This window comes from Kitasatospora paranensis (genome assembly GCF_039544005.1).
GTDB classification, from domain to species: domain Bacteria; phylum Actinomycetota; class Actinomycetes; order Streptomycetales; family Streptomycetaceae; genus Kitasatospora; species Kitasatospora paranensis.
The window spans coordinates 6,109,163-6,132,502 of record NZ_BAABKV010000001.1 but is presented as its reverse complement, the minus strand read 5'-3'; the positions used below and the strand labels follow the sequence as shown (position 1 = coordinate 6,132,502).

21 protein-coding genes and 7 pseudogenes are annotated in these 23,340 nt (G+C 74.1%); 14 read left to right on the top strand and 14 right to left on the bottom strand.

All coding sequences use genetic code 11. The features are described 5' to 3' along the window. The first annotated feature begins 115 nt into the window (after positions 1-115). Entirely contained in the window at positions 116-1,291 is a 1,176-nt protein-coding gene (gene serB / locus ABEB13_RS29165) for a phosphoserine phosphatase SerB (protein WP_345707826.1), read from the top strand. A 59-nt stretch (positions 1,292-1,350) separates the two neighbouring features. Here serB and ABEB13_RS29160 read toward each other — a convergent pair whose 3' ends face one another. The 3 genes from ABEB13_RS29160 to ABEB13_RS29150 form a co-directional block, all read right to left on the bottom strand. Then, a complete protein-coding gene (locus ABEB13_RS29160; RefSeq protein ID WP_100888034.1) occupies positions 1,351-1,878 on the bottom strand; it encodes a SixA phosphatase family protein in 528 nt (175 codons plus the stop codon). An 88-nt stretch (positions 1,879-1,966) separates the two neighbouring features. After that, entirely contained in the window at positions 1,967-2,089 is a 123-nt protein-coding gene (locus tag ABEB13_RS29155) for an SGM_5486 family transporter-associated protein (protein ID WP_345707825.1), read from the bottom strand. Between the two features lie 52 nt (positions 2,090-2,141). Further along, positions 2,142-3,416 carry an MFS transporter gene (locus ABEB13_RS29150; RefSeq protein WP_345707824.1) on the bottom strand — a complete coding sequence of 425 codons (1,275 nt, stop codon included), beginning with the start codon at positions 3,414-3,416 and terminating at the stop codon, positions 2,142-2,144. Between the two features lie 107 nt (positions 3,417-3,523). Between ABEB13_RS29150 and ABEB13_RS29145 the strand changes: the two genes are divergently transcribed. Then, positions 3,524-4,195, top strand: a complete 672-nt coding sequence (locus ABEB13_RS29145) for a FadR/GntR family transcriptional regulator (RefSeq protein WP_345707823.1) — start codon at positions 3,524-3,526, stop codon at positions 4,193-4,195. A gap of 89 nt (positions 4,196-4,284) precedes the next feature. Here the strand turns inward: ABEB13_RS29145 and fabI are convergent, their stop codons facing one another. Together fabI and fabG are read right to left on the bottom strand one after the other, a co-directional pair. Beyond that, positions 4,285-5,052: an enoyl-ACP reductase FabI gene (gene fabI, locus ABEB13_RS29140; protein WP_100888037.1), complete on the bottom strand. Its 768-nt coding sequence runs from the start codon at positions 5,050-5,052 to the stop codon at positions 4,285-4,287. A gap of 2 nt (positions 5,053-5,054) precedes the next feature. Beyond that, complete coding sequence (fabG, locus tag ABEB13_RS29135; RefSeq protein ID WP_345707822.1) at positions 5,055-5,774, bottom strand: 3-oxoacyl-[acyl-carrier-protein] reductase; 720 nt, start codon at positions 5,772-5,774, stop codon at positions 5,055-5,057. A gap of 545 nt (positions 5,775-6,319) precedes the next feature. On the opposite strand from fabG, the gene ABEB13_RS29130 reads away from it, so the two are divergent. The 7 genes and pseudogenes from ABEB13_RS29130 to ABEB13_RS29100 all read left to right on the top strand — a co-directional run bounded on the left by ABEB13_RS29130 (position 6,320) and on the right by ABEB13_RS29100 (position 11,884). After that, positions 6,320-6,583: an MBL fold metallo-hydrolase gene (locus ABEB13_RS29130; RefSeq protein WP_345707821.1), complete on the top strand. Its 264-nt coding sequence runs from the start codon at positions 6,320-6,322 to the stop codon at positions 6,581-6,583. Then, a complete protein-coding gene (locus ABEB13_RS29125; RefSeq protein WP_345707820.1) occupies positions 6,484-7,212 on the top strand; it encodes an MBL fold metallo-hydrolase in 729 nt (242 codons plus the stop codon). Before ABEB13_RS29130 ends, ABEB13_RS29125 begins: the two co-directional genes overlap by 100 nt. 118 nt (positions 7,213-7,330) lie before the next feature. Continuing rightward, positions 7,331-8,862: pseudogene (locus tag ABEB13_RS29120) on the top strand (TldD/PmbA family protein). Continuing rightward, positions 8,862-10,259 carry a metallopeptidase TldD-related protein gene (locus tag ABEB13_RS29115; RefSeq protein ID WP_345707819.1) on the top strand — a complete coding sequence of 466 codons (1,398 nt, stop codon included), beginning with the start codon at positions 8,862-8,864 and terminating at the stop codon, positions 10,257-10,259. The pseudogene ABEB13_RS29120 and the gene ABEB13_RS29115 overlap by 1 nt, the downstream one beginning before the upstream one ends. 47 nt (positions 10,260-10,306) lie before the next feature. After that, positions 10,307-10,852: an RNA 2'-phosphotransferase gene (locus ABEB13_RS29110; RefSeq protein WP_345707818.1), complete on the top strand. Its 546-nt coding sequence runs from the start codon at positions 10,307-10,309 to the stop codon at positions 10,850-10,852. Between the two features lie 97 nt (positions 10,853-10,949). After that, positions 10,950-11,359, top strand: a pseudogene (locus tag ABEB13_RS29105) (DUF3099 domain-containing protein). Positions 11,360-11,638: 279 nt separating this feature from the next. Then, positions 11,639-11,884, top strand: coding sequence for a hypothetical protein (locus ABEB13_RS29100; protein WP_345707817.1), 246 nt, complete (start codon positions 11,639-11,641; stop codon positions 11,882-11,884). Positions 11,885-11,914: 30 nt separating this feature from the next. Here ABEB13_RS29100 and moaA read toward each other — a convergent pair whose 3' ends face one another. The 4 genes and pseudogenes from moaA to ABEB13_RS29080 all read right to left on the bottom strand — a co-directional run bounded on the left by moaA (position 11,915) and on the right by ABEB13_RS29080 (position 16,253). Beyond that, positions 11,915-12,904 (bottom strand): GTP 3',8-cyclase MoaA, encoded by a 990-nt coding sequence (gene moaA, locus ABEB13_RS29095; RefSeq protein ID WP_345707816.1) that lies wholly within the window; start codon positions 12,902-12,904, stop codon positions 11,915-11,917. A 96-nt stretch (positions 12,905-13,000) separates the two neighbouring features. Next, positions 13,001-14,614, bottom strand: a complete 1,614-nt coding sequence (locus tag ABEB13_RS29090) for a solute symporter family protein (protein WP_345707815.1) — start codon at positions 14,612-14,614, stop codon at positions 13,001-13,003. A 40-nt stretch (positions 14,615-14,654) separates the two neighbouring features. After that, a pseudogene (locus tag ABEB13_RS29085) lies at positions 14,655-15,059 on the bottom strand (DUF485 domain-containing protein); the annotation flags it as partial. Positions 15,060-15,209: 150 nt separating this feature from the next. Beyond that, a complete protein-coding gene (locus tag ABEB13_RS29080; protein ID WP_345707814.1) occupies positions 15,210-16,253 on the bottom strand; it encodes a zinc-dependent alcohol dehydrogenase family protein in 1,044 nt (347 codons plus the stop codon). A 169-nt stretch (positions 16,254-16,422) separates the two neighbouring features. Here ABEB13_RS29080 and ABEB13_RS29075 point away from each other — a divergent pair. The 5 genes and pseudogenes from ABEB13_RS29075 to ABEB13_RS29055 all read left to right on the top strand — a co-directional run bounded on the left by ABEB13_RS29075 (position 16,423) and on the right by ABEB13_RS29055 (position 20,691). Beyond that, positions 16,423-17,429, top strand: a pseudogene (locus ABEB13_RS29075) (DEDDh family exonuclease). Positions 17,430-17,446: 17 nt separating this feature from the next. Continuing rightward, positions 17,447-18,243, top strand: a pseudogene (locus tag ABEB13_RS29070) (SURF1 family cytochrome oxidase biogenesis protein). A 114-nt stretch (positions 18,244-18,357) separates the two neighbouring features. Continuing rightward, positions 18,358-18,792: pseudogene (locus tag ABEB13_RS29065) on the top strand (carbohydrate binding domain-containing protein); the annotation flags it as partial. A gap of 124 nt (positions 18,793-18,916) precedes the next feature. After that, positions 18,917-19,881, top strand: a pseudogene (locus ABEB13_RS29060) (right-handed parallel beta-helix repeat-containing protein); the annotation flags it as partial. A 48-nt stretch (positions 19,882-19,929) separates the two neighbouring features. Continuing rightward, on the top strand, positions 19,930-20,691 hold the full coding sequence (locus ABEB13_RS29055) for an SDR family oxidoreductase (protein WP_345707813.1): 762 nt from the start codon (positions 19,930-19,932) through the stop codon (positions 20,689-20,691). A gap of 7 nt (positions 20,692-20,698) precedes the next feature. On the opposite strand, the gene ABEB13_RS29050 is transcribed toward ABEB13_RS29055, so the two are convergent. The 5 genes from ABEB13_RS29050 to ABEB13_RS29030 form a co-directional block, all read right to left on the bottom strand. Then, positions 20,699-21,337, bottom strand: coding sequence for an Asp23/Gls24 family envelope stress response protein (locus ABEB13_RS29050; protein WP_345707812.1), 639 nt, complete (start codon positions 21,335-21,337; stop codon positions 20,699-20,701). Then, a complete protein-coding gene (locus ABEB13_RS29045) occupies positions 21,334-22,122 on the bottom strand; it encodes a DUF6286 domain-containing protein (RefSeq protein ID WP_345707811.1) in 789 nt (262 codons plus the stop codon). Before ABEB13_RS29045 ends, ABEB13_RS29050 begins: the two co-directional genes overlap by 4 nt. Then, positions 22,119-22,469, bottom strand: a complete 351-nt coding sequence (locus tag ABEB13_RS29040; protein WP_345707810.1) for an Asp23/Gls24 family envelope stress response protein — start codon at positions 22,467-22,469, stop codon at positions 22,119-22,121. The genes ABEB13_RS29045 and ABEB13_RS29040 overlap by 4 nt, the downstream gene beginning before the upstream one ends. After that, the gene (locus ABEB13_RS29035) at positions 22,453-22,644 is read right to left on the bottom strand and encodes a hypothetical protein (protein WP_345707809.1); all 192 of its coding nucleotides are present in this window, start codon (positions 22,642-22,644) and stop codon (positions 22,453-22,455) included. Before ABEB13_RS29035 ends, ABEB13_RS29040 begins: the two co-directional genes overlap by 17 nt. Before the next feature lie 92 nt (positions 22,645-22,736). Continuing rightward, positions 22,737-23,201 (bottom strand): Asp23/Gls24 family envelope stress response protein, encoded by a 465-nt coding sequence (locus tag ABEB13_RS29030; RefSeq protein WP_345707808.1) that lies wholly within the window; start codon positions 23,199-23,201, stop codon positions 22,737-22,739. Positions 23,202-23,340 lie beyond the last annotated feature (139 nt).

Sequence of the window (23,340 nt, the reverse complement as noted above, 5' to 3'; positions counted from 1 at the left end):
GTGGGCCGACCCACCGGCCGGGTAGCGTGGGACGCACCATGAACGCGACTGATCCGGCCGCCGCGCCCTCCCCGCCCCGCAGCCACGGACCGACGACCGCACCCTGCTGGTCAAGGTGTTCGGCAAGGACTGCCCCGGTATCACGGCGGGCCTGTTCGCCACCCTCGCCGAATTCGGCGTGGACGTGATCGACATCGAGCAGGTCGTCACCCGCGGCCGGATAACGCTGTGCGCCCTGGTGACCCCGCCGGCCGGCGCGGGCGCCGAGGGCGGGCTGCGGGTCACCGTGCACCGCTGGGCGGAGGAGCAGAAGCTCCAGGCGGAGATCATCTCCGGCACCGGCGACAACCGGCCGCGCCGCGAGGGCCGCTCGCACGTGACGGTGCTCGGGCACCCGCTGACGGCCGCCGCGGTCGCGGCGCTGGCGGGCCGGGTGAGCGAGGCCGGCGGCAACATCGACCGGGTGTTCCGGCTCGCCAAGTACCCGGTGACGGCGGTGGAGCTGGCGGTCTCGGGTCTGCCGACCGAGCAGCTGCGGGCCGAGCTGGCCCCGGAGGCGTCCGCGCTGGGCGTGGACATCGCGGTGGTGGCGGCGGGTCTGCACCGCCGGGCCAAGCGCCTCGTGGTGATGGACGTCGACTCCACGCTGATCCAGGACGAGGTGATCGAGCTGTTCGCCGCGCACGCCGGGTGCGAGGCGAAGGTCGCCGAGGTGACGGCGGCGGCGATGGCGGGCGAGCTGGACTTCGCCGAGTCGCTGCGGGCCCGGGTCGCCCTGCTGGCCGGGCTGGACGCCGGGGTGGTGGAGAAGGTCCGCGCCGAGGTGCGGCTGACCCCGGGCGCCCGGACGCTGATCCGCACCCTCAAGCGGCTCGGCTACCAGGTGGCGATCGTCTCCGGCGGCTTCACCCAGGTCACCGACCACCTGGTGGAGCAGCTCGGGCTGGACTTCGCGGCCGCCAACACCCTGGAGGTGGCGGACGGCCGCTTCACCGGGCGGGTCACCGGCGAGATCGTGGACCGCGCGGGCAAGGCCCGCTGGCTGGCGCGCTTCGCCGAGCAGGCCGGGGTGCCGCTGGCGCAGACGGTCGCGATCGGCGACGGCGCCAACGACCTCGACATGCTGAACGCGGCCGGGCTGGGTGTCGCCTTCAACGCCAAGCCGGTGGTGCGGGAGGCCGCGCACACCGCGGTCAACGTGCCGTTCCTGGACACCGTGCTCTACCTGCTGGGGATCACCCGGGACGAGGTCGAGGCCGCCGACGAGTCGGACGGCACACCCGGCGAGTGACCCGGCGACGGGGGCGGCGGGCGGCCGCGGCCGGCCGCCGCCCCCCGTCGCCCTCGCGGTCACTCCTGCGGGGTGTGGTACGAGTCCAGCTTGGCGACGCCGGGCTCGACGGCCTTCCACGGGCCGACGAAGCTCAGCACCGCGATGGCGGCCGTCGGGAAGCTGGTGAGGCGCAGCCGGTTGAGCGCGTCGCGGTCCCCCTCGTCCCCCGCGAGGACCTGGGTGAGGCCGAGCACGCCGGGGTTGTGGCCGACCAGGATCAGGTCGGCGAACTCGTCCGGGGTCTCCTGGAGGACGGCGATGATGTCGCCCGGGGCGGCCTCGTACACCCGGTCCTCGTAGACCGTCCGGCGGGGCCGCTTGGCGAGTTCGTGCACGGCGAGCTTCCAGGTCTCCCTGGCGCGCAGCGCGCTGGAGCAGAGCACGTAGTCGGGGTTGATGCCGGAGTCGGCGAGCCAGCGGCCGGCCTCCGGCGCCTGGTGGCGGCCCCGGTCGGCCAACGGCCGCTCGTGGTCGGCCACCTGGTTCGGCCAGTCGGCCTTGGCGTGACGGAGAACGATGATCCTTCGGGGTGTGTCGGCGCTCATACCCCTAGAGCTTTGCAGAAAATGTGCCGCCGGGCGCGGGCTCTGGCCGGGCGCCACCCGCAGGGGTGCCGCCGGCCCGCGGGGGCGGTCAGCCGATCCTGGCGGCGACGCTGGCGACGACGGCGACCAGCACGACGATGCCGGCGATCACGCCCATGAGCTGCAGGAGCTTCTTCTGGCCGTTCGGGGGATTGGGTTCGAGGACTGGCATGGACCGAGTCTCGCATCCGGTCGTGCACCTCCCCGAACCGGCCCCCGGCCCATCACCCGTTCTTGACCGCGGCTTGGGGCACCTCGTCCTCGATGTGGCGGGGCCGGCCGGCCCGGGCGCCGAAGACCATCTGCGGGACGAGCAGCAGGGCGAGGAAGCCGAGCGGCAGGTACCAGTCGCCGGTGGCCTGGTAGAGCGCGCCGACCAGGACCGGGCCGGGGATGGAGATCAGGTAGCCGATGCTCTGCGCGAACGCGGAGAGGCGGGCCACGCCGGCCGGCGTCCGGGCGCGCAGGCCGATCATGGTGAGCGCGAGCGGGAAGGCGCACATCGACAGGCCGATCAGGCAGGCCCACAGCCAGGACGCGGTGCCGGCGGCGAACGCCAGGCCGGTGTAGCCGGCGATGCCGCACAGGCCGAGCACCACCACGAACAGCCGCTGGTCGCCGCGGCGGACGGCCAGGTTCGGCAGGATGAAGGAGGCCGGCACGCCGATGCCCATGACCAGGGCCAGGAGCACGCCGGAGGCACCGTCGCCCACCCCGGCGTCCTGGTAGATCTTCGGCAGCCAGCCCATGGTGGCGTACGCGCTGGTGGCCTGGAGGCCGAGGAAGACGGCGAGCGCCCAGGCCGTGCCGGACCGCAGGATGGGCAGCTCGGCGGCGCGCGAGCGGCCGCCCTCGGGGCGTTCGCGGCGCTGCAGGACGGTGACCAGCCAGAGCACGGCGGCGACGGCGGCGAGCGCGGCCCACACGCCGAGGCCCAGGCGCCAGCCGCCGCCGAGCGCGGTGGTGACCGGGACGGTGGCGGCGGCGGCGAGCGCGGTGCCCACCGAGAGCGCCATCGAGTAGACGCCGATCATCGGGCCGACCCGGTCCGGGAAGTACCGCTTGATGACCACCGGCAGCAGCACGTTGGAGACCGCGACGCCGGCCAGCGCGAGCGCGGTGAGCAGCAGGAAGGTCGCGGTGCCGCCGGCGAACGAGCGGGCCAGCACCCCGAGGGTGATCGCGCCCATGCCGGCGGCGACCACCGCGACCGGTCCGACCCGGCGGGCCAGGGCCGGTGCGGCGAGGCCGAAGACCGCGAAGCAGAGCGAGGGGACGGCGGTGAGCAGGCCGGCGACGCCTGCGCTCATGCCGAGGTCGGCGCGGACGTCGTCGAGCAGCGGGCCGAGGCTGGTGACCACCGGCCGGAGGTTGACGGCGGCCAGCGCGACGGCGACGACGAGCAGCCAGGCGCGCGGACGGGCCCGGCCGGCCACGGCCTGCGGGGCCGGTGGCGCCTCGGTACGGGTGGGGGTGGCGGGGTCCGCTGCGGTCGACATAGCGGCCATCATAGAATGATGGGATGAATTGCCGCACCCGGTTATCCTGGAAACACGCAGGGTCCGGAAGCGGCTAGGGTCTGAGACCCCTCAGGAACAGGAGTCCCATGGCGCTGTCGACCACCCGCCGCACCCCGCTGTCCGATCAGGTGATCGCGCAGCTGCGGGCCCAGATCACCTCGGGCGAATGGCCGGTCGGCGCGCGGATCCCCACCGAGGCCGAACTCGTCGAACAGCTCGGGGTGGCCCGCAACACCGTCCGCGAGGCCGTGCGGGCGCTCGCCCACAACGGCCTGCTGGACATCCGGCAGGGCTCGGGCACCTACGTGCTGGCCACCAGCGAGCTCGCCGGGGTGATGCACCGCCGGTTCGCCGACGCCGACCAGTCCGAGGTCGCCGAACTGCGCGCGAGCCTGGAGATGTCCGCCGCCGGGCTGGCCGCCGTCCGGCGCGGCGAGCGCGACCTCGAACTGCTGGCCGCCGCACTCGACCGGCGCGACCTGGCCTGGCACTCGGGCGACCCGGAGGCCTTCGTGCAGGCCGACGCGGCCTTCCACCAGGCCGTGGTGGCCGCCGCCCACAACGACGTCTTCGCCGCCGTCTACGCCGACCTCGGCGAGGTCATGCGCGCCCACCTGCGGCACGACGTCGGCCCGGAGCTGGTCGCCGAACGGTACGTGGGCCACGACGGCATCCTGGACGCGATCCGGGCCGGCGACGCCCAGCGCGCCTCCCTGGAGGCGGGCCGCGCCATCGGCGCCTGCCGCGCGGAGAGCTGACGCCGACGACGGCGAAGGGGCGCGGGGCGCCGTACGGGACGGATCCCGTACGGCGCCCCGCGCCTCGCGGTGCGCGTGCGCCCCTGGTGTCAGGCGCCGATCGCGTGCAGGCCGCCGTCGACGTGGACGATCTCGCCGGTCGTCTTCGGGAACCAGTCCGAGAGCAGGGCGACGACGCCGCGGCCGGCCGGCTCCGGGTCGGAGAGGTCCCACTTCAGCGGCGAGCGGTGGTTCCAGGTGTCGGCGAGGTCGCCGAAGCCCGGGATGGACTTGGCGGCCATCGAACCGATCGGACCGGCCGAGATCAGGTTGCAGCGGATGTCCCGCGAACCCAGGTAGCGGGCCAGGTAGCGGTTGGTGGACTCCAGCGCGGCCTTCGCCGGGCCCATCCAGTCGTACTGCGGCCAGGCGTACTGCGCGTCGAAGGTCAGGCCGACCACCGAGCCGCCGTCCTGCATCAGCGGCAGCAGCGCCATGGTCAGCGACTTCAGCGAGAACGCCGACACCTGCATCGCGGTGGCGACCGACTCCCACGGGGTGTCGAGGAAGTTGCCGCCCAGCGCGTCCTGCGGGGCGAAGCCGATCGAGTGGACGATGCCGTCCAGGGTCGGCAGGTGCTCGCGGACCTGGTCGGCGATGCCGGCCAGCTGCTCCTCGCTGGAGACGTCGAGCTCCAGCACCTTCACCGGCTTCGGCAGCTTCCGGGCGATGCGCTCGGTCAGGCTCGGCCGCGGGAAGGCGGTGAGGATGATCTCGGCGCCCTGCTCCTGGGCCAGCCTGGCCGTGTGGAACGCGATGGAGGACTCCATCAGCACCCCGGTGATCAGAATGCGCTTGCCCTCGAGGATTCCACTCATGCTCAGTGACCCATGCCCAATCCGCCGTCGACGGGAACGACGGCTCCGGTGATGTATGCGGCCTCGTCGGAGGCGAGGAAGCGGACCGCGGCGGCGACCTCCGCGGGCTGGGCGTAACGGCCCAGCGGCACGCCGGCCACGATCTCCTTGCGGCGCTCGTCGCTGAGCACCGCCGTCATGTCGGTGTCGACGAAGCCGGGGGCGACCACGTTGATCGTGATGTTGCGCGAGCCGAGCTCGCGGGCCAGCGACCGGGCGAAGCCGACCAGGCCGGACTTGGACGCGGCGTAGTTCGCCTGGCCGGGCGAGCCCAGCAGGCCCACCACGGAGGAGATCAGCACCACGCGGCCCTTGCGGGCCCGCAGCATCTTCGCCGAGGCGCGCTTGACCACCCGGAAGGCGCCGGTGAGGTTGGTGTCCAGCACCGAGGTGAAGTCGTCCTCGGACATCCGCAGCAGCAGGGTGTCCTTGGTGATGCCCGCGTTGGCGACCAGCACCTCGACCGGTCCGTGCTTCTCCTCGATCTCGGTGAAGGCCGCGTCGACCTGACCGGCGTCGGTGATGTCGCACTTGACGGCGATGGCGCCGTACGCCGCGAGCTCCGCCGGGACCTCGCCCGAGCGGCTGGTGACGGCGACCTTGTCGCCGCCTTCGGCGAAGGACAGAGCGATCGCGAGGCCGATGCCCCGGTTGCCTCCGGTGACGAGAACCGAGCGGCTCAACGATCCACCTCTCTGAGTAGTTGACCGCGGTCTCCGCGCGGCCGAGAGGCCGCCGGACCGCGAGCGGTACGCCGGGAACGCGTACGCACTGTGACGCTATCGGTCGTCGCGGCCCTTCGACGGATCGACGTCCCACAGGTCCGTCCCACCTGAACTGTGGCATTCCGACAACGCGCCGCGGCCTTCGGGAACAACCGGGGCGGCCCTGCCCGTTGCCCTCTGGGCAGCCCGGATCGCCGGGTGCCGCACGCCGGCGGGCCGGGCACACGGTCGGTGACGAGAGAAGCGGAAGCACGGATGACCCAGGCACACCTCCCCGCCACGACCGGGCGGCGCGGCCGCCTGCTGGCGCTGGCCGCACTGGCCGCCACGGCCGGCGCCGCCGCGTACGCGCTGCGTGACCTCCCGGCCGCGTTCGGCCGGCGTCCCGACGGCGCGCGCGAGGAGCGGATCCGCAACTCCCCCAGTACCGCGACGGCGTCTTCCACAACGCGCCCTCCGAGCTGGCCCGGCACACCACGCCGGACGCCGACACGGTGCGCCGGATGCTCTTCGAGCGCGAGGGCCGCCGCCCCGCACTGCCGGTGCCCACCGTGCAGGCGCACCCGGGCGGCGACACCGCGGCCGCCGAGGGCGTGGAGATCGTCTGGTACGGACACGCGTCGGCGCTGGTCGAGATCGAGGGCAGCCGGGTGCTGCTCGACCCGATGTGGAGCGACCGCTGCTCGCCGTCCGCGCACGTCGGCCCCAAGCGGCTGCACCCGGTGCCGGTCGAGCTGGAGGAGCTCCCCGGCTGGACGCGGTGCTGATCTCGCACGACCACTACGACCACCTCGACATGGCCACCGTGCGCCGGCTGGTCACCGCCCAGTCCGCGCCGTTCCTGGTGCCGCTCGGGATCGGCGGCCACCTGCGCCGCTGGGGCGTGCCCGAGCACCGCATCATCGAGCTGGACTGGAACGAGACCTGCACCCTGGGCGACCTCACCCTGACGCTCACCTCGGCGCACCACTTCTCCGGCCGCGGCACCACCCGCAACACCACGCTGTGGGGCTCCTGGGTGATCGCCGGGCCGACCCGCAAGGTGTACTACACGGGTGATTCCGGCTACTTCGAGGGCTACGCGGCGGTCGGCGCGCAGCACGGCCCGTTCGACGCCGCGCTGGTGCAGATCGGCGCGTACGACGAGGCCTGGGCGGACATCCACATGACGCCCGAGGACGCCGTCCGCGCCCACCGGGAGCTGAACGCCGGGCTGCTGGTGCCGGTGCACTGGTGCACCTTCAACCTGGCGCTGCACCGCTGGTCCGAGCCGATCGAGCGGCTGCTGGTGGAGGCCAAGGCGAACGCCGTCCCGGTGGTCGTGCCGCGCCCCGGCGAGCGGGTCGACGTCGACCAGCCGCAGGAGCTCGACGGCTGGTGGGAGACGATCGCCTGACGGCCCGCCGCGCGGCGCGGGCGAATTCGCTGGATACCCGGGCGGTCGGCGGGACATGATGCGATGCGGGTGCCCCTGTGGGCACCCGCACCCTCGACCCGCCCGACCCAGGAGCCCGATGCCGCCCACACCCCGCGCCGTCGACCCGCTGTTCACCGGCTATCCGCTGACCGCCCTCGCCGACGCGGCCCTCGGCCGCGCGCGCGAACTCGGCGCCGGCCATGCCGACTTCCGCATGGAACGAGTGCGCAGCGCCTCCTGGCGGCTGCGTGACGCCCGGCCGTCCGGCGGGTCGGACAGCGTCCAGCTGGGCTTCGCCGTCCGGGTGCTGCTGGACGGCGCCTGGGGCTTCGCGGCCGGCGTCGACCTCACCACCGCCGCCGCGGCCCGGGTCGCCGAGCAGGCCGTCGCCGTCGCCCGGCTCTCCGGGTCGATCAGCCGCGCGGCCGGCTCCCCCGACGTGGTGGAGCTGGCCGACGAGCCGGTGCACGCCGACGCGGTCTGGGTCTCCGCGTACGAGGAGAACCCGTTCGACGTGCCGGACGCGGAGAAGACCGCCCTGCTCGCCGACTGGAGCGGCCGGCTGCTCGCCGCGGACGGCGTCTCGCACGTCACGGCGGCACTGCTGACCGTCCAGGAGAACAAGTTCTACGCGGACACCGCGGGCACCGTGACCACCCAGCAGCGGATCCGGCTGCACCCTGGCTGGAGGCCACCTCGGTCGACGGGCGCAGCGGCGCCTTCGACTCGATGCGCACGCTGGCCCCGCCGGCCGGCCGCGGCTTCGAGTACCTGCGCGGCACCGGCTGGGACTGGGACGCCGAACTCGCCGAGCTCCCCTCGCTGCTCGCCGAGAAGATGAAGGCGCCGAGCGTCACCGCCGGCTCCATGGACCTGGTGGTCGACCCGTCCAACCTGTGGCTGACCATCCACGAGTCGATCGGCCACGCCACCGAGCTCGACCGGGCGCTCGGCTACGAGGCCGCCTACGCGGGAACGTCCTTCGCCACCTTCGACAAGCTCGGCAGCCTGCGGTACGGCTCGGAGCTGATGCACGTCACCGGCGACCGCACCGCCGAACACGGCCTGGCCACCGTCGGCTACGACGACGAGGGCGTGGCGACGCAGTCCTGGGACCTCGTGAAGGACGGCACCCTGGTCGGGTACCAGCTCGACCGCGGGATGGCCCGGCTGAAGGGCCTGGGCCGCTCCAACGGCTGCGCCTACGCCGACTCCCCCGCGCACGTGCCCGTCCAGCGGATGGCCAACGTGTCGCTGCAGCCGGTCGCCGGCGGCCCGGACACCGCCGGCCTGATCGCGCAGGTGGAGAACGGCCTGTACATCGTCGGCGACCGCTCCTGGTCGATCGACATGCAGCGCTACAACTTCCAGTTCACCGGCCAGCGCGCCTACGCGATCCGGGGCGGCCGGCTCGCCGGCCAGGTCAAGGACTTCGCGTACCAGGCGACCACCACCGACTTCTGGGGCTCGATGACCGCCGTCGGCGGCCCGCAGACGTACGTGCTCGGCGGCGCCTTCAACTGCGGCAAGGCCCAGCCGGGCCAGGTCGCGGCGGTCAGCCACGGCTGCCCGTCCGCGCTGTTCCGCAACGTCAACGTGCTCAACACGCAGCAGGAGGCCGGTCACTGATGAGCGGGATCAACCCCCACGAGCTGGTCGAGCGCGCCCTGGAGACGTCCCGGGCGGACGGCACCGTCGTCATCGCCGACGAGGAGTCCACCGCCAACCTGCGCTGGGCCGGCAACGGCCTCACCACCAACGGCGTCACCCGCGGCCGCCGGCTCACCGTGATCGCGACCGTCGACGGCGCGGAGGGCACCGCCTCGGGCGTGGTCTCCCGCGAGGCGGTCACCGCCGACGAGGTGGAGAGCCTCGTCCGGGCCGCCGAGGCGGCCGCCCGCGCGGCCGGCCCGGCCGAGGACGCCCGGCCGCTGATCGCCGCCCGGCCCGCCTCCGCGGACTTCACCGCGCCCCCGGCGGAGACCTCCGTCGAGGTGTTCGCCGACTTCGCGCCCGCCCTCGGCGAGGCCTTCGCGCGCGCCCGCAAGGGCGGCGAGCTGCTGTACGGCTTCGCCCGGCACGAGGTCACCAGCAGCTACCTCGGCACCTCCACCGGCCTGCGGCTGCGGCACGACCAGCCGACCGGCACGGTCGAGCTGAACGCCAAGACCGCCGACCTGACCGGCTCCGCGTGGGCCGGCGCCGCCACCCGCGACTTCACCGACGTCGACGTGGCCGGCCTGCACGCCGGCCTGACCCGCCGGCTGGCCTGGGGCCGCAAGCGGATCGACCTGCCGGCCGGCCGCTACGAGACGCTGCTGCCGCCGTCGGCCGTCGCCGACCTGATGGTCTACCTCAGCTGGTCCGCCGGCGGTCGGGACGCCGCCGAGGGCCGCACGGTGTTCTCCCGGCCCGGCGGCGGGACACGGGTCGGCGAGCGGCTCAGCGGGCTGCCGCTGACGCTGCGTTCGGACCCGGCCGAGCCGGGCCTGGCGGCGGCGCCGTTCGTGCTCACCCACTCCTCGGGCGACAACGCCTCGGTGTTCGACAACGGGCACCCGCTGGCCGCCGTGGACTGGATCCGCGACGGCGAACTGGCCAACCTCCTCACCACCCGGCACTCGGCGGCCCTGACCGGCCTGCCGCTCAACCCGCCGGTGGACAACCTGGTGCTGGAGACGGCCGACCAGGCGGCGGCGCCGACGCTGGACGAGATGATCGCCCGCACCGAGCGCGGCCTGCTGCTCACCTGCCTCTGGTACATCCGCGAGGTCGACCCGGCGACGCTGCTGCTCACCGGCCTCACCCGGGACGGCGTGTACCTGGTCGAGAACGGCGAGGTGGTCGGCGCGGTCAACAACTTCCGGTTCAACGAGTCGCCGGTGGACCTGTTCGGGCGGATCACCGAGGTGGGCCGGACGGAGCCCTGCCTGCCGCGCGAGTGGGGCGACTGGTTCACCCGGGCCGCGATGCCGCCGGTGCGGGTCGAGGGTTTCCACATGAGTTCGGTCAGCCAGGCCTCGTAGCCGGGCGCACGGAGCACGAAGCACGAAGCACGAAGAGGGACGACGGAGTGGACGAGAAGCAGACGGTCAAGGTGTCCAAGCGGCTGTCGCGGATCCTGCGGCACGACCCGGCCTCGGTCGGGATCACGCTGGACGCGGCGGGGTGGGTCGCGGTGGACACCCTGCTGGCCGCGCTGGCCCGGCACGGCACCCGGGTCGGCCGGGCCGACCTGGACCACGTGGTGGCGACCAACAACAAGCGCCGCTTCGCCTTCTCGGAGGACGGCCGGTCCATCCGGGCCAGCCAGGGCCACTCGGTCGAGGTCGACCTCGGACTGCCGCCCAGCGACCCGCCCGCGGTGCTGTACCACGGCACCACCGGGCGGGTCCTGGAGGCGGTCTTCCGGGAGGGGCTGCGGCCGATGTCCCGGCAGGACGTCCATCTCTCCGCGGACACCGAGACGGCCGTGCGGGTCGGGTCCCGGCACGGCCGGGCGGTCGTCCTCGTGGTGGACGCGGCCGCGATGGCCGCCGACGGCCACGAGTTCCGGGTCAGCGCCAACGGTGTGTGGCTCACCGACGCGGTGCCGCCCCGCTACCTGCGCAACGTCTGACGCCCCGCGCGGCCCCGGCCTTCGCGCGGGCCGTTCGGCGGCGTACCGTGAGAAGGCCGTGCCGGTCCGAGGGCACGGGGGACGAAGGCGGGACGAGATGGCGAAGAGCGCCGGCAGCGGGCCGGTCTTCCGGATCACGGGGGCGCGCACCAGCCTCTCCGAGGACGTGCGGGGCGGCAGCGCCGCTACGTCATCTCGATGCTCGTCCGCACCGCCTGCGTGCTGCTGGCGGTGGTGCTGTGGGACATCCAGCGCTACGTGGCGATCGCCTGCCTGGCGGGCGGCGTCCTGCTGCCCTACTTCGCGGTGCTGATCGCCAACGCGGGCCGGGAGCGCGCACCGGGGCTGCCGAGCACGTTCGCCGTCTCCCCGGAGGCGAAGCTGATGCTGGGGCCGGGCGGGACGGGCGGCGGCGGGCGCCCCGAGCAGGCCGGGCACCCGGCAGGTGCGCCCGGCGCGGGCCCGCACGCCGGCACGGAGCGTGACGACACCCCGACCCAGGACTGATCCTCACTCAGGCTGCTTGCCGATATGCCCGTTTCTGCGGCTTATCACCCGGTGGAAAGCTCAGATCCGGCTCAGATAAATCATGGAAGAGCTAGCCATTCGGGGGTTCCGCCGTGACATACTGCGTACGCGTTCCGCATCCCCCGTCGGAACGACAGACCGACGCCGGGCGGCTCCCCCGTGGCTGCCCGGCGTCGTCATGCCCGCGTACGGGCGACTCGTGCGCGGATGCGAGACTGGCCGTGAGAACTCCGGCAGCACCCACCAGGACGGCACACCATGGACACCCCCGCGCTCGGCCTCTTCGGCACCGCGGACGGCCCCGACGGGCCGCCGGTCTGCTCCGGCAAGGGCTGCCGCACCACCGCCGTGTGGGTGCTGGTCTGGAACAACCCCAAGCTGCACACCCCGGACCGCCGCAAGACCTGGCTGGCCTGCGACGAGCACCGCGAGCACCTGTCGCAGTTCCTCGGCGTCCGCGGCTTCCTGAAGGAGGTCGTCCCCCTCGCCGACTTCCGGGCGTAGGGCACCGAACGGCGGCCGGCCGGCCGCCGGTCAGCCGCCGATCGCGGACATCGGGCGGTCCGGCTGGTGGAACGAGGGGTCGTCGATTCCGGCCCCGGCCTTCTTGCCCCACATGGCCTTGCGCCACAGGTCGCCGAGCTCGGCGTCCGAGGCCCCCGAGCGCAGCGCGGTGCGCAGGTCGGTCTCGCCGGTGGCGAACAGGCAGTTGCGGACCTGTCCGTCGGCGGTGAGCCGGGTGCGGTCGCAGGCGCGGCAGAACGGGCGGGTCACCGACGCGATCACGCCGACCCGGGCCGGGCCGCCGTCGACCAGCCAGCGCTCCGCGGGCGCCGCACCGCGGGTCGCGGAGGGCTCCGGGGCGAGGTCGAAGCGTTCCCGCAACAGGACCAGGATCTCCTCGGCGGTCACCATCCGGGAGCGGTCCCAGCCGTGCTGGGCGTCCAGCGGCATCTGCTCGATGAAACGCAGCTCGTAGCCGCGGTCGATGCACCAGCCGAGCAGGTCCGCGGCCTCGTGGTCGTTGACGCCGCGCATCAGGACGGCGTTCAGCTTCACCGGGGTGAGGCCGGCGGACTCGGCGGCGGCCAGCCCGGCCAGCACGTCGTCGTGGCGGTGCCGCCGGGTCAAGGTGTGGAACGTCCCGGCGTCCAGGGTGTCCAGCGAGACGTTCACCCGGTCCAGCCCGGCCTGCCGCAGCGCCGCGGCGGTGCGGGCCAGCCCGATCCCGTTGGTGGTGAGCGACAGCTCGGGCCGCGGCGCCAGCTCGGCGCAGGCGGCCACGATGCCGACCAGCCCGGGGCGCAGCAGCGGCTCGCCGCCGGTGAAGCGGACCTCGGTCACGCCCAGGTCCCGGACGGCGATCGAGACCAGCCGGACGATCTCCTCGTCGGTGAGCAGGTCGGGCTTGGCCAACCACTGCAGGCCCTCCTCGGGCATGCAGTACGTGCAGCGCAGATTGCACCGGTCGGTCAGGGAGACACGGAGATCCACGGCCTGGCGGCCGAAGGTGTCGAGCAGCATCGTGGCTCCCTTCCGAGGACCAGCGGCCCGGCCGCCGCTGCGGGCGGGCCGGGCCAGCCTATCGGGGAGGTGTGACGGCCCCCGGGGTCCGTCCGGTCAGTGGGCGCCCAGCCCGGTGAGCGAGCGGACCTCCAGTTCAGCGTACTTCGCCGGATCGGCCCGTTCGCGGGAGAGCAGGGTGCCGATCCAGCCGGCCAGGAAACCGACCGGGATGGAGACCAGGCCGGGGTTCTCCAGCGGGAACCAGTGGAAGTCGCTGTGCGGGAAGAGCGAGTTCTTGCCGCCCGAGACGACGGTCGAGAAGATCACCAGGGTGACCGAGGTGATCAGGCCGGCATAGACCGAGCTGACCGCTCCGGCGGTGGTGAAGCGCTTCCAGAACAGCGAGTAGAGCAGCGTCGGGAGGTTCGCCGAGGCGGCGACCGCGAAGGCCAGGGCCACCAGGGCGGCCGCGTTCAGCTTGTCCGCGAAGATCGAGAGCAGGATGGCGATCGCGCCGATCGCCACGGCGGCCAGCTTGGCCGAGGCGACCTCCTCCTTCTCCGAGGCCCGGCCGCGCCGGATCACGTTGGCCCAGAGGTCGTGGGCGAAGGACGCCGAGGAGGCGAGGGTCAGACCGGCGACCACGGCCAGGATGGTGGCGAACGCCACCGCCGAGATCACCGCCAGCAGGATGGCTCCGCCGGTGGTGCCTGCGCCGCCGCCGAGCTGCTCGGCGAGGAGCGGGGCCGCGGTGTTGCCGGCCGCGTTGGACTTCTTGATCGCCGCGGGGCCGACCAGGGCGGCGGCGCCGAAACCGAGCGCCAGGGTCATCAGGTAGAAGCAGCCGATGATGCCGATCGCCCAGAGCACGGACTTCCGGGCGGCCCGGGCGGTGGGCACGGTGTAGAAGCGGACGAGGATGTGCGGCAGGCCGGCGGTGCCGAGCACGAGGGCGAGGCCCAGGCTCAGGAAGTCGAGCTTGCTGGTGCCGGTGGCGCCGTACCTGAGGCCGGGCTCCAGGAACGCCGAGCCGGCCTTGCCGCTGGCGTCGGAGGCCGCGCCGAGCAGGGTGGACGGGTTGAAGTGGTACTTGGCCAGCACCAGGATGGTCATCAGCGCGGTACCGGCGATCAGCAGCACGGCCTTGACGATCTGCACCCAGGTGGTGCCCTTCATGCCGCCGATCGCGACGTAGACCACCATCAGCGCGCCGACGGCGACGATCGTCCAGCGCTTGGCCCCGTCGCCCTCCACGCCGAGCAGCAGCGCGACGAGCGAACCGGCGCCGACCATCTGGGCCAGCAGGTAGAAGATCGACACGATGATGGTGGAGACGCCCGCGGCGGTGCGCACCGGCCGCTGCCGCATCCGGAAGGCCAGCACGTCGGCCATGGTGTAGCGGCCGGAGTTGCGCAGCGGCTCGGCGATCAGCAGCAGGGCGACCAGCCAGGCGACCAGGAAGCCGATCGAGTAGAGGAAGCCGTCGTAGCCGTACAGCGCGATGGCGCCGGCGATGCCGAGGAACGATGCCGCGGACATGTAGTCGCCGGAGATCGCGAGGCCGTTCTGGAAGCCGGTGAATCCGCGGCCGCCGGCGTAGAAGTCCGCCGCGTCCTTGGTCTGACGTCCGGCCCAGATCGTGATGCCGAGGGTGGTCAGCACGAAGAGGCCGAACAGGGTCATGGTGAGGCCGCGGTGGTCGGTCGCGGCGCTGGCCAGAGCGGTCATTCGGCGGCCTCCCGGGGGCGTGGACGGCGGGGCCGTGCGCGGCGCGGATGGCCGCGGCCGGCGGGTCGAGCCGGCGGCCGGCGAACCGGGCGTACCAGGCCGCGATGGCGAAGGTCGAGACGAACTGCAGCAGGCCGAGCACCAGCGCCACGTTGATGTGGCCGACGACCTTGGTGGCCATGAAGGCGGGGGCGTAGCCGGAGAGCAGGACGTACAGCAGGTACCAGAGGATGAATCCTGCAGCGACCGGGAAGGCGAAGGCCCGGAAGGACGACCGCAGTTCGCGGAACTCCGGTCCCTCCTCGATCCGTTGAGCCTCTGCGGTACCGGTCGTCTGTTCGGTCGGCGGGTTGTCCACGCGGGGTCCTCCTGACGTCTTCGGGTGCGCGGGCGGTCCACGGGCAGGGCTGCGTGTGAGGGGGATCACAGCTGCGCGCCGCTGCATGCTAGATCCGCCGCAGCGCTCATGACAGCGCCCACGCACGATCGGCCGCGGAGGCGACGCGATCTGGCCGAAAACCGTCCGCGCGGCACGACGGGGCGGCACCGGAAGCCCGGCGCCGCCCCGTCGTGACGATGCGTCAGAAGACTGCGTTCAGAGGGCGATCCGCACCTTGAGGGCGGTGCGGTTGTCCATCTCCCGGTAGCCGTCGGGCACCCCGTCCAGGCCGACCGTCCGGTCGAAGACCAGGCCCGGGTCGATCGCACCGGACAGCACGTCCGGCAGCAGCTCCGGGATGTACGCCCGGGCCGGCGCCACCCCGCCGCGCAGCGAGACGTTGCGGCCGAACATCTGGCCGATGTCGACGCCGGCACTGCCGCCGTGCGGGACCCCGACGTAGCCGACCGCGCCGCCGTCACGGGCGATCGAGATCGCGGTGCGCATCGACTCCTCCGTGCCCACCGCCTCCAGGACGGCGTGCGCGCCCTGCCCGCCGGTCAGCTCCCTCACCGCCTCGATCGCCGCCTCACCGCGCTCGGCCACCACGTCGGTGGCACCGAACGCCCGCGCGATCGCGGTACGCGCCTCGTGCCGCCCCAGCGCGATGATCCGGCCCGCACCCAGCCGGTGCGCGGCCAGCACCCCGCACAGCCCCACCGCACCGTCGCCGACCACCGCCACCGTCGCCCCCGGCCGCACCCCGGCCGTCACCGCCGCATGATGCCCCGTGCTCATCACGTCCGACAGCGCCAGCAGCCCCGGCAGCAGCTTCTCCTCACCCACCGCGTCCTTCGGCAGCGCCACCAGCGTGCCGTCCGCGAACGGCACCCGCACCGCCTCGCCCTGCCCGCCGTCCGACCCCACCTCGCCCCAGAACCCGCCCTCCGGACACGACGTGTGCAACCCCTCACGACAGAAGTCGCACGTCCCGTCCGACCACACGAACGGCGCCACCACGAAATCACCCGGCCGGAACCCCCGCACCTGAGCGCCGACCTCCTCCACCACACCCAGGAACTCGTGACCGATCCGCTGACCCGCCACCCGCGACGCCACCCCCCGGTACGCCCACAGGTCACTGCCGCAGATACAGGCGTTCACCACCCGCACCACCGCATCCGTCGGACGCCGCACCGCGGCATCCGGCACCTCCTCGATCCGGATGTCGTTCGGGCCGTGGATCACGGTGGCACGCATGGGGATTCCTTCACGGGGAGACGGACGGTCGTCGGGGTGCGGACGACCCGGGGACGCCCGCACGGTAGTACGACCGCTCCGACGACCACTCTATTCCGGCCCGGCCGGGCCCACCCTCCGCACGGGAAGCGGCCTGACCACCCGCCCGTCGCCCTTAGAGTGGTGCACCATGCATGCGATCCAGTCACCGTGGAACGACCCGGCGCCCGCGCCGTTCCCGGCGCAGCGGCCCGCGGCCGAGGCCGGCCCCGGCTTCGCCGTCGTCGACGTCGAGACCACCGGGCTCGGCCGGTCCGACCGGGTCATCTCGGCGGGCGTCTACCAGCTCGACGCCCAGGGCGAGGTCACCGGGCACTGGTACACCCTGGTCAACCCCGAGCGCGACCCGGGCCCGGTCTGGATCCACGGCCTGACCGGCGCGATGCTGGCCGACGCCCCGACCTTCCCGGAGATCGCCGAGGAGCTCGCGGAGCGGCTGCGCGACCGGGTCATGGTGGCGCACAACGCGCTCTTCGACTGGAACATGATCTCCCGCGAGTACTCCCGGGCCGGGCTGCGCGCCCCGGTCGAGCAGCGGCTGTGCACCATGGTCCTCTCCCGCGACCTCGGCCTGCCGCTGCCGAACGGCAAGCTGTCCTCGCTCGCGGAGTACTTCGGCGTGCAGCAGCGCCAGGCCCACAACGCACTCGACGACGCCCGGGTGCTCGCCGAGGCGTTCCGGCCCAGCCTGCGGCTGGCCCGGCAGGTCGGCCTGCCGCTGCCGCTGACCACCTGCGTCGCGGTCACCGACCTCGGCGAGGAGTCCTCCCCGCGCCGGCCCGCGGATCCTTCGCCTCCTCGTACCGGCCGAGCCGCAAGCGGCCGCCCTGCCCGTACCCGAACCCGGGGCGCTGGTGCGACGGCACCCCGCTGATGCAGGGCATGCGGGTGGCGATCACCGGCGACACCGCGACCGAGCGGGAGCTGCTGGAGGACCGGGCGATCGAGGCCGGGCTGCACATCGCCACCTCGGTGAGCCGGCTCACCAGCCTGCTGGTCACCAACGAGCCGGACAGCTGGAGCGGCAAGGCCCGCAAGGCCCGGGAGCACGGCACGCCGGTGGTCGGCGAGGACGCCTTCCTCCAGTTGCTGCGCGAGGTCGCACCCCACCCCGGTGTCCGGTCGGGCGTTAAGTAGGGCGTAGCGTGCCGGGTGTGTACCGATTTCTGCTGTCCTGGCGCTGGGCTGCCATCACGCTGGTGGGGCTGCTGCTGATCCCCACCATGATCCGGCTGGGGTTCTGGCAGCTGCACCGGCACGAGGCCCGGGTGGCCCGCAACGCGCTGATCGGCCGCAACCTCACGGCGGCGCCGGTCGCCTTCGACTCGCTCTCCACGCCCGGCTGGGCGGTGCCGACCGGGCAGACCTGGCGTGCGGTGACGGCGGTCGGCAGCTACGACGCCGCCCACGAGTTCGTGATCCGCGGGCGGACGGAGCCGGGCGGCAGCAGCATCGGCTACTTCGTGGTGACCCCGCTGAAGCTCGCCGACGGCAAGGGCGAGGTGCTGGTCAACCGGGGCTGGGTGGAGTCCGGCTCGGACGCGACCAGCTATCCGACGGTGCCGGCGCCGCCGAGCGGCCGGGTGACGGTCACCGGCCGGCTGCGGGCCGACGAGACCACCGCGAGCAGCGGGATCCGGGACCGCGGCGGCCTGCCCGACCGGCAGTTCAAGCTGATCAACAGCGGGCAGCAGGCGAAGGCGACCGGTGCGCCCCTGCTCGGCGGCTACCTGGAGCTGGCCTCCTCGGTGCCGGCCGCGGGCGCGACCCCGAGGTGCTGCCCGAGCCGGAGCACTCCGACATCGGCCCGCACATGGCGTACGCGGTGCAGTGGTGGCTGTTCACCGCACTGGTCCCGGTCGGGCTGGTGGTGCTGGCCCGCCGGGAGGCGAAGGAGATCGCGGCCGAGCGCGCCAAGGCCGGCCAGGACGGCGAACTCGTCGACGCCTGAAGGGACTCGACGCCGCGGCAGGGCGGGCCGCGGCAGGGTTGACGGCCGCTTTGGTCTAGTCCACAGTGTGGGGTCGACCGCCCTTCCGGCACGCTCTCCCCCACGGAGCGACCCATGACGCAGTCCGCCCGACGCATGCGCGCCGCCGCCGCGGCCGCCCCGCTGCTGCTCGCCGCGGCCGCCCTGACCCTGCTGCCCGACCGCGCGGGCGCCGCGACCGGAGAGCTGCTGGTGAACGGCGGCTTCGAGTCCGGCGCCGCGGCGCCGTGGAGCTGCACCGGGGCAGCCGCCGTCGGCACCGCCGCACCGCACTCCGGCGCCTACGCGCTCACCGCCACCCCCGGCGGCAACGACCTCGCGCCCTGCGCGCAGACGGTCGCCGTCCGGCCGAACACCGGCTACACGCTCAGCGCCTGGGTCCGCGGCCCGTACGTCACCCTGGCCGCGGCCGGCAGCGGCGTCTCCACCTCGACCTGGACGAATTCCACCGGCTGGACGCTGCTGACCCGGACGTTCACCACCGGGGCGACCGCGGACACCATGACCGTCACGCTCAGCGGCTGGTACGCGGCCGGCGCGTACGGGGTGGACGACGTCTCGCTCACCGCCACCACGGGCGGCACCCCGCCCCCAGCACCTCGGCTCCCGCCTCCCCGACCCCGCCCCCTCGGCGAGCCCGTCGGCGACCCCGACGGCGACCCCGACGGCGAGCGGCAGCCCGAGCACCTCCCCGAGCGCCTCCCCGACCGGTGGCGGCGGCACGGTCGACGTCAGCACCGGCAAGCAGCTCCAGGCGGCGCTGGACGCCGCCGTCCCCGGGCAGACCATCCGGCTGGCCGACGGCACCTACACCGGCAACTTCACCGCCACCGCCCGGGGCACCGCCACCGCCCGGATCACCCTGACCGGCTCGCCGAACGCCGTCCTCACCACCAGCACCGGCGGCGGCTACGGCCTGCACCTCAACGGCGCCGCGTACTGGACGGTGCACGGCGTCACCGTCACCGGCGCGCAGAAGGGCATCGTGGTGGACGCCGCGGACCACGTCGAGCTGGACGCGGTGACCGTGCACCACACCACCATGGAGGGCGTGCACTTCCGCACCTCCAGCAGCTGGGGGTGCTGCGCGACTCCACCGTGCACGACACCGGCACCGCCGGCGACGGCAAGGGCGAGGGCGTGTACGTCGGCACCGCCAACACCCTCACCGACACCAGCGACCACGTGCAGATCACCGGCAACACCATCGGCCCGAACATCGGCGGCGAGAACGTCGACCTCAAGGAGGGCACCACCGGCGGCCTCGTCTCCGGCAACACCTTCGACGGCAGCGGGCTGACCGGCGGCAACTACGACGACTCCTGGGTCGACGTGAAGGGCAACGGCTACGTCATCGAGAACAACACCGGCAGCCGCACCACCAACGACGGCTACCAGGCGCACAGCCAGTTCCCCGGCTGGGGCTGCGGCACCGTCTTCCGCGGCAACCGGTCGGACCTGACCGGCGCGACCGGCACCGGCCGGTACGCCTTCGACCTCACCGACTACGACGCGGTCTCCTGCCCGGCCACCGTGACCGCCGACAACACCGTGACCGGCGGCGACGGCCTGGTGAACCCCGGCGTGCCGGTCAGCTGACCGGCCCGGTCCGCACCCGCCCGGCGGCGACCGGGCAGGATGGGCCCCATGGATCTCGGACTGCAGCAGAGGGTGTACGTACTGACCGGCGCCACCCGGGGGCTGGGGCTGGCCTCCGCCCGCGCCCTGGTCGCCGACGGGGCACGGGTGGTGGTGAGCGGCCGCAGCAAGGAGTCGGTGGCCTCGGCGGTGGAGTCGCTCGGCGGGGCCGGCCACGCCCACGGCGTGGTCGCCGACAACGCCGACCCGGACACCGCGGGCCGCCTGGTCGCCGCCGCGCAGGAGCGGTTCGGCCGGCTCGACGGCGTGCTGATCAGCGTCGGCGGGCCGGCCGCCGGACCGGTCGCGAAGGTCGGCGACGAGGTGTGGCGGACGGCCTTCGAGTCGGTGTTCCTCGGCGCCCTGCGGATCGCCCGGACGGCGGCCGAGGTGCTCGGTGAGGGCGGTGCGATCGCCTTCGTGCTGTCGGCGTCCGTCCGCGAGCCGATCGGCGGCCTCGGCGTCTCCAACGGCCTGCGGCCGGGCCTGGCCATGGCCGCCAAGTCGCTCGCGGACGAGCTCGGGCCGCGCGGCATCCGGGTGGTCGGGCTGCTGCCGGCCCGGATCGACACCGACCGGGTGCGCGAGCTCGACGCGATGAGCGGCGACGCGGACGCCGCCCGGGCCCGCTCCAGTGCGGCGATCCCGCTCGGTCGCTACGGCACCCCGGAGGAGTTCGGCAGGGTCGCGGCCTTCCTGCTCTCGCCGGCCGCCTCCTACCTCACCGGCGTCATGCTGCCGGTGGACGGCGGCGCGCTGCGCGGCCTCTGACGGATGGTCAGACCACCCGTCGGCGGCGGCGCTCGGCCCGCCGCCGACGGCGCTCGGAGTGCGGAGGCGCCACCTTCACCCGGACCTCGGCCGGCAGCTCCGCGAGGCCCAGGCTGGTGCGGGCGTTGGCGAACGGTCCGGCGTCGAGCGCACGGAGCACCGTGCCCACGCCGCCGCCGGGGGCGAGCCGGACGGCCGTGCGGAGCGCGACCCGGTGCGGGCCGCCGGCCACCTTGGCGGTGACCCGTTCGACGTCCGGCAGCGCCACCGTCTCGGTCTCGACGGCGTCCACCAGTGCCCGGCCGCGCAACCGCAGCGCCACACCCGCACCGTCCGGGACGGGCACCTCCACCGTCGAGGGGCCGGTGCGGTGCAGCTGGGCGAACAGCCACCACAGGCAGCCCGCCACCAGCAGCGCGGGGACGGCCAGCACCACCGGCCACCACCAGTCCATGTCCGACCAGTGCATCCGGGCCCCCGGGCTGAGCACCGCCTGCTCCGGGCGGCTGAACGGCCACCCGTTCGGCACGGTGACGCCCAGTCTGCCGTAGAGGTCCAGGCCGCCGGCGATCGCCAGCAGCCCGCCGCCCAGCAGCAGGATGCCGACCACGGCGAGGATCGTCCGGTTGACCGCCGACCGGCTCATCGGGAGGCCTCCTGGGCGAGCCGGCCGTGGCCGTGGCGGCGGTCGTGCGGCTGGGCGGGGCGGCCCGGCCGGGTGCGGACGTCGAGGCGGTAGGCGCCGGCGAGCGGCACCCGGGCGAGTTCGGCCCGCAGCGCCCGCTGCACCTCGGCCGGCTCGGCGGAGCCGGTGATGACGGCCTTGGCCCGGTGGCGGCGCACCCTGACCTTGCACCGCTCGACGCCGGGCAGGTCCGCGGCGCGGGTCCGGACGAGCGTGCCGACGGCGTCCCGGTGGACCACCGCGCCGGGTCTGCGCAGCGGCAGCCAGTGGCGCAGCCCCGGGGCGAAGGCGGCCCAACAGAGCACGATCCCGACGACGGCCGCGATCCCGGCGCCGATCAGCACCGGGAGGTCCTGCAACTGCCGGTCCGCGAGCTCCTGCTCCAGGGTCGCGCGCCACTGCCGGGCCGGGTGCCCGGTGCGTGCGGCCACCGCGTCGTAGAGCACGGCGCCCGCCGCCACCAGGACGCAGGTGACGACCACGGCGGTGAGGACGGTGCGCGGGGCGCGCGGACGCCGGATCCTTACCGCGGGCCACTCCTCGGCCGGCGCGGGACCGTCGTCCGGCAGGCCGTCGGGCGGCGGGGCGTCGGGCGGCGGGGCGTCGGGCGGCGGGGCGTCGTCGGGCGGCGGGGCGTCGTCGGGCGGCCCGGCGGCGGGCCGGCCCTGCACCGGCCGCCCCGCCCCGGCGTCGGCCCGGGCCTCGGGCTCGGCATCCGGGTCCGGCGGCGTCTCGGGCCCGGTCACGCGAGGCCCGCCGGGACGAGCCGCTCCACCAGGACGGCGACCGAGCCGACCGGCGTGCCGGTCAGCTCGGCGACCCGGGCGGCGGCCGTGTCACGGGCCAGCCCGGAGAGCCGGGCCAGGTCCGCCGGGTAGGGCAGGTCGAGGTGCAGGGTGACCCGGGCGCTGCCGCCCACCACCAGCACCGACGCCTTCGGCGGGGCGCCCGTCGCGGAACGGCGCGCCCACTCGTCGGCCAGCGCCTCCCGGACGGCCTGCTCGGCGATCCCGCTGTACACCCGGTCGGCGATCCGCAGCCGGCCGCGGGGGCCGGTGCGGCCGCGGTGGTGGCCATCACCGGCGCCGGTCACGGCCCCGGAGCAGGTCTCCGAGGTCTCCGAGGTCGGTGTCACCATCGAGCAGCCGGCCCAGCACGAAGCCCACCGCCCCCAGCGCCGCGACCAGCAGGAAGGCGGCGAAACCGCCGAAGTATCCGGCGAAGCCCAGGGCCATGCCGGCCAGCAGGCCGACCAGGGCCAGGTTCATCCGCTCCTCCTCGTGTACGGCGGGGGTGGGGTGCTGCGGGTCCTGCGGGCCGCGCCGACGCTGCGGTCCTGCGGTACGGCTGGTGCCGGGTGCTACTGGACGCGGCGGCCGGAGTCCGCGTCCTCGTCCTCGTCGGGCTCGTCCGGCAGGTGGACGTCGTTGACCGAGATGTTCACCTCGACGACCTCCAGACCGGTCATCCGCTCGACGGAGACGATGATGTTCTCCCGGACGTCGGCGGCGAGCTTGGGGATGACCACCCCGTACTCGACGACCAGGGCGATGTCGATGGCGGTCTGCCGTTCACCGACCTCCGCCTTGATCCCCCGGCCGACGCCGCCCGACTTGGAGCCGGGCACGCGGTCGCGCATGGCCCCGAAGGTACGGCTGAATCCGGAGCCGAGCGCATGGATCCCGGAGATCTCGCGGGCGGCCATGCCGGCGATCTTCTCGACGACGCCGACGGCGAGGGCCGTGCGGCCCCGCTCACTCGCCGTGGTCGCGGAAGGGTCGGCGTGGGGCTTCTGCAGGTCGGCCGGGGTGGGTGTCTGCGGCATGGCTTGCGTCTCCTGTGGTTGCGTCTCCAGCTATATCGCAAATCACCCCCAACTCTGACATTCCGCCACGAACCGCGCGCGCCGGATCTGCATCCGGACGGCGCCCGGAGGCTCCGGGCCCGGACGCACCGGGGCCGGA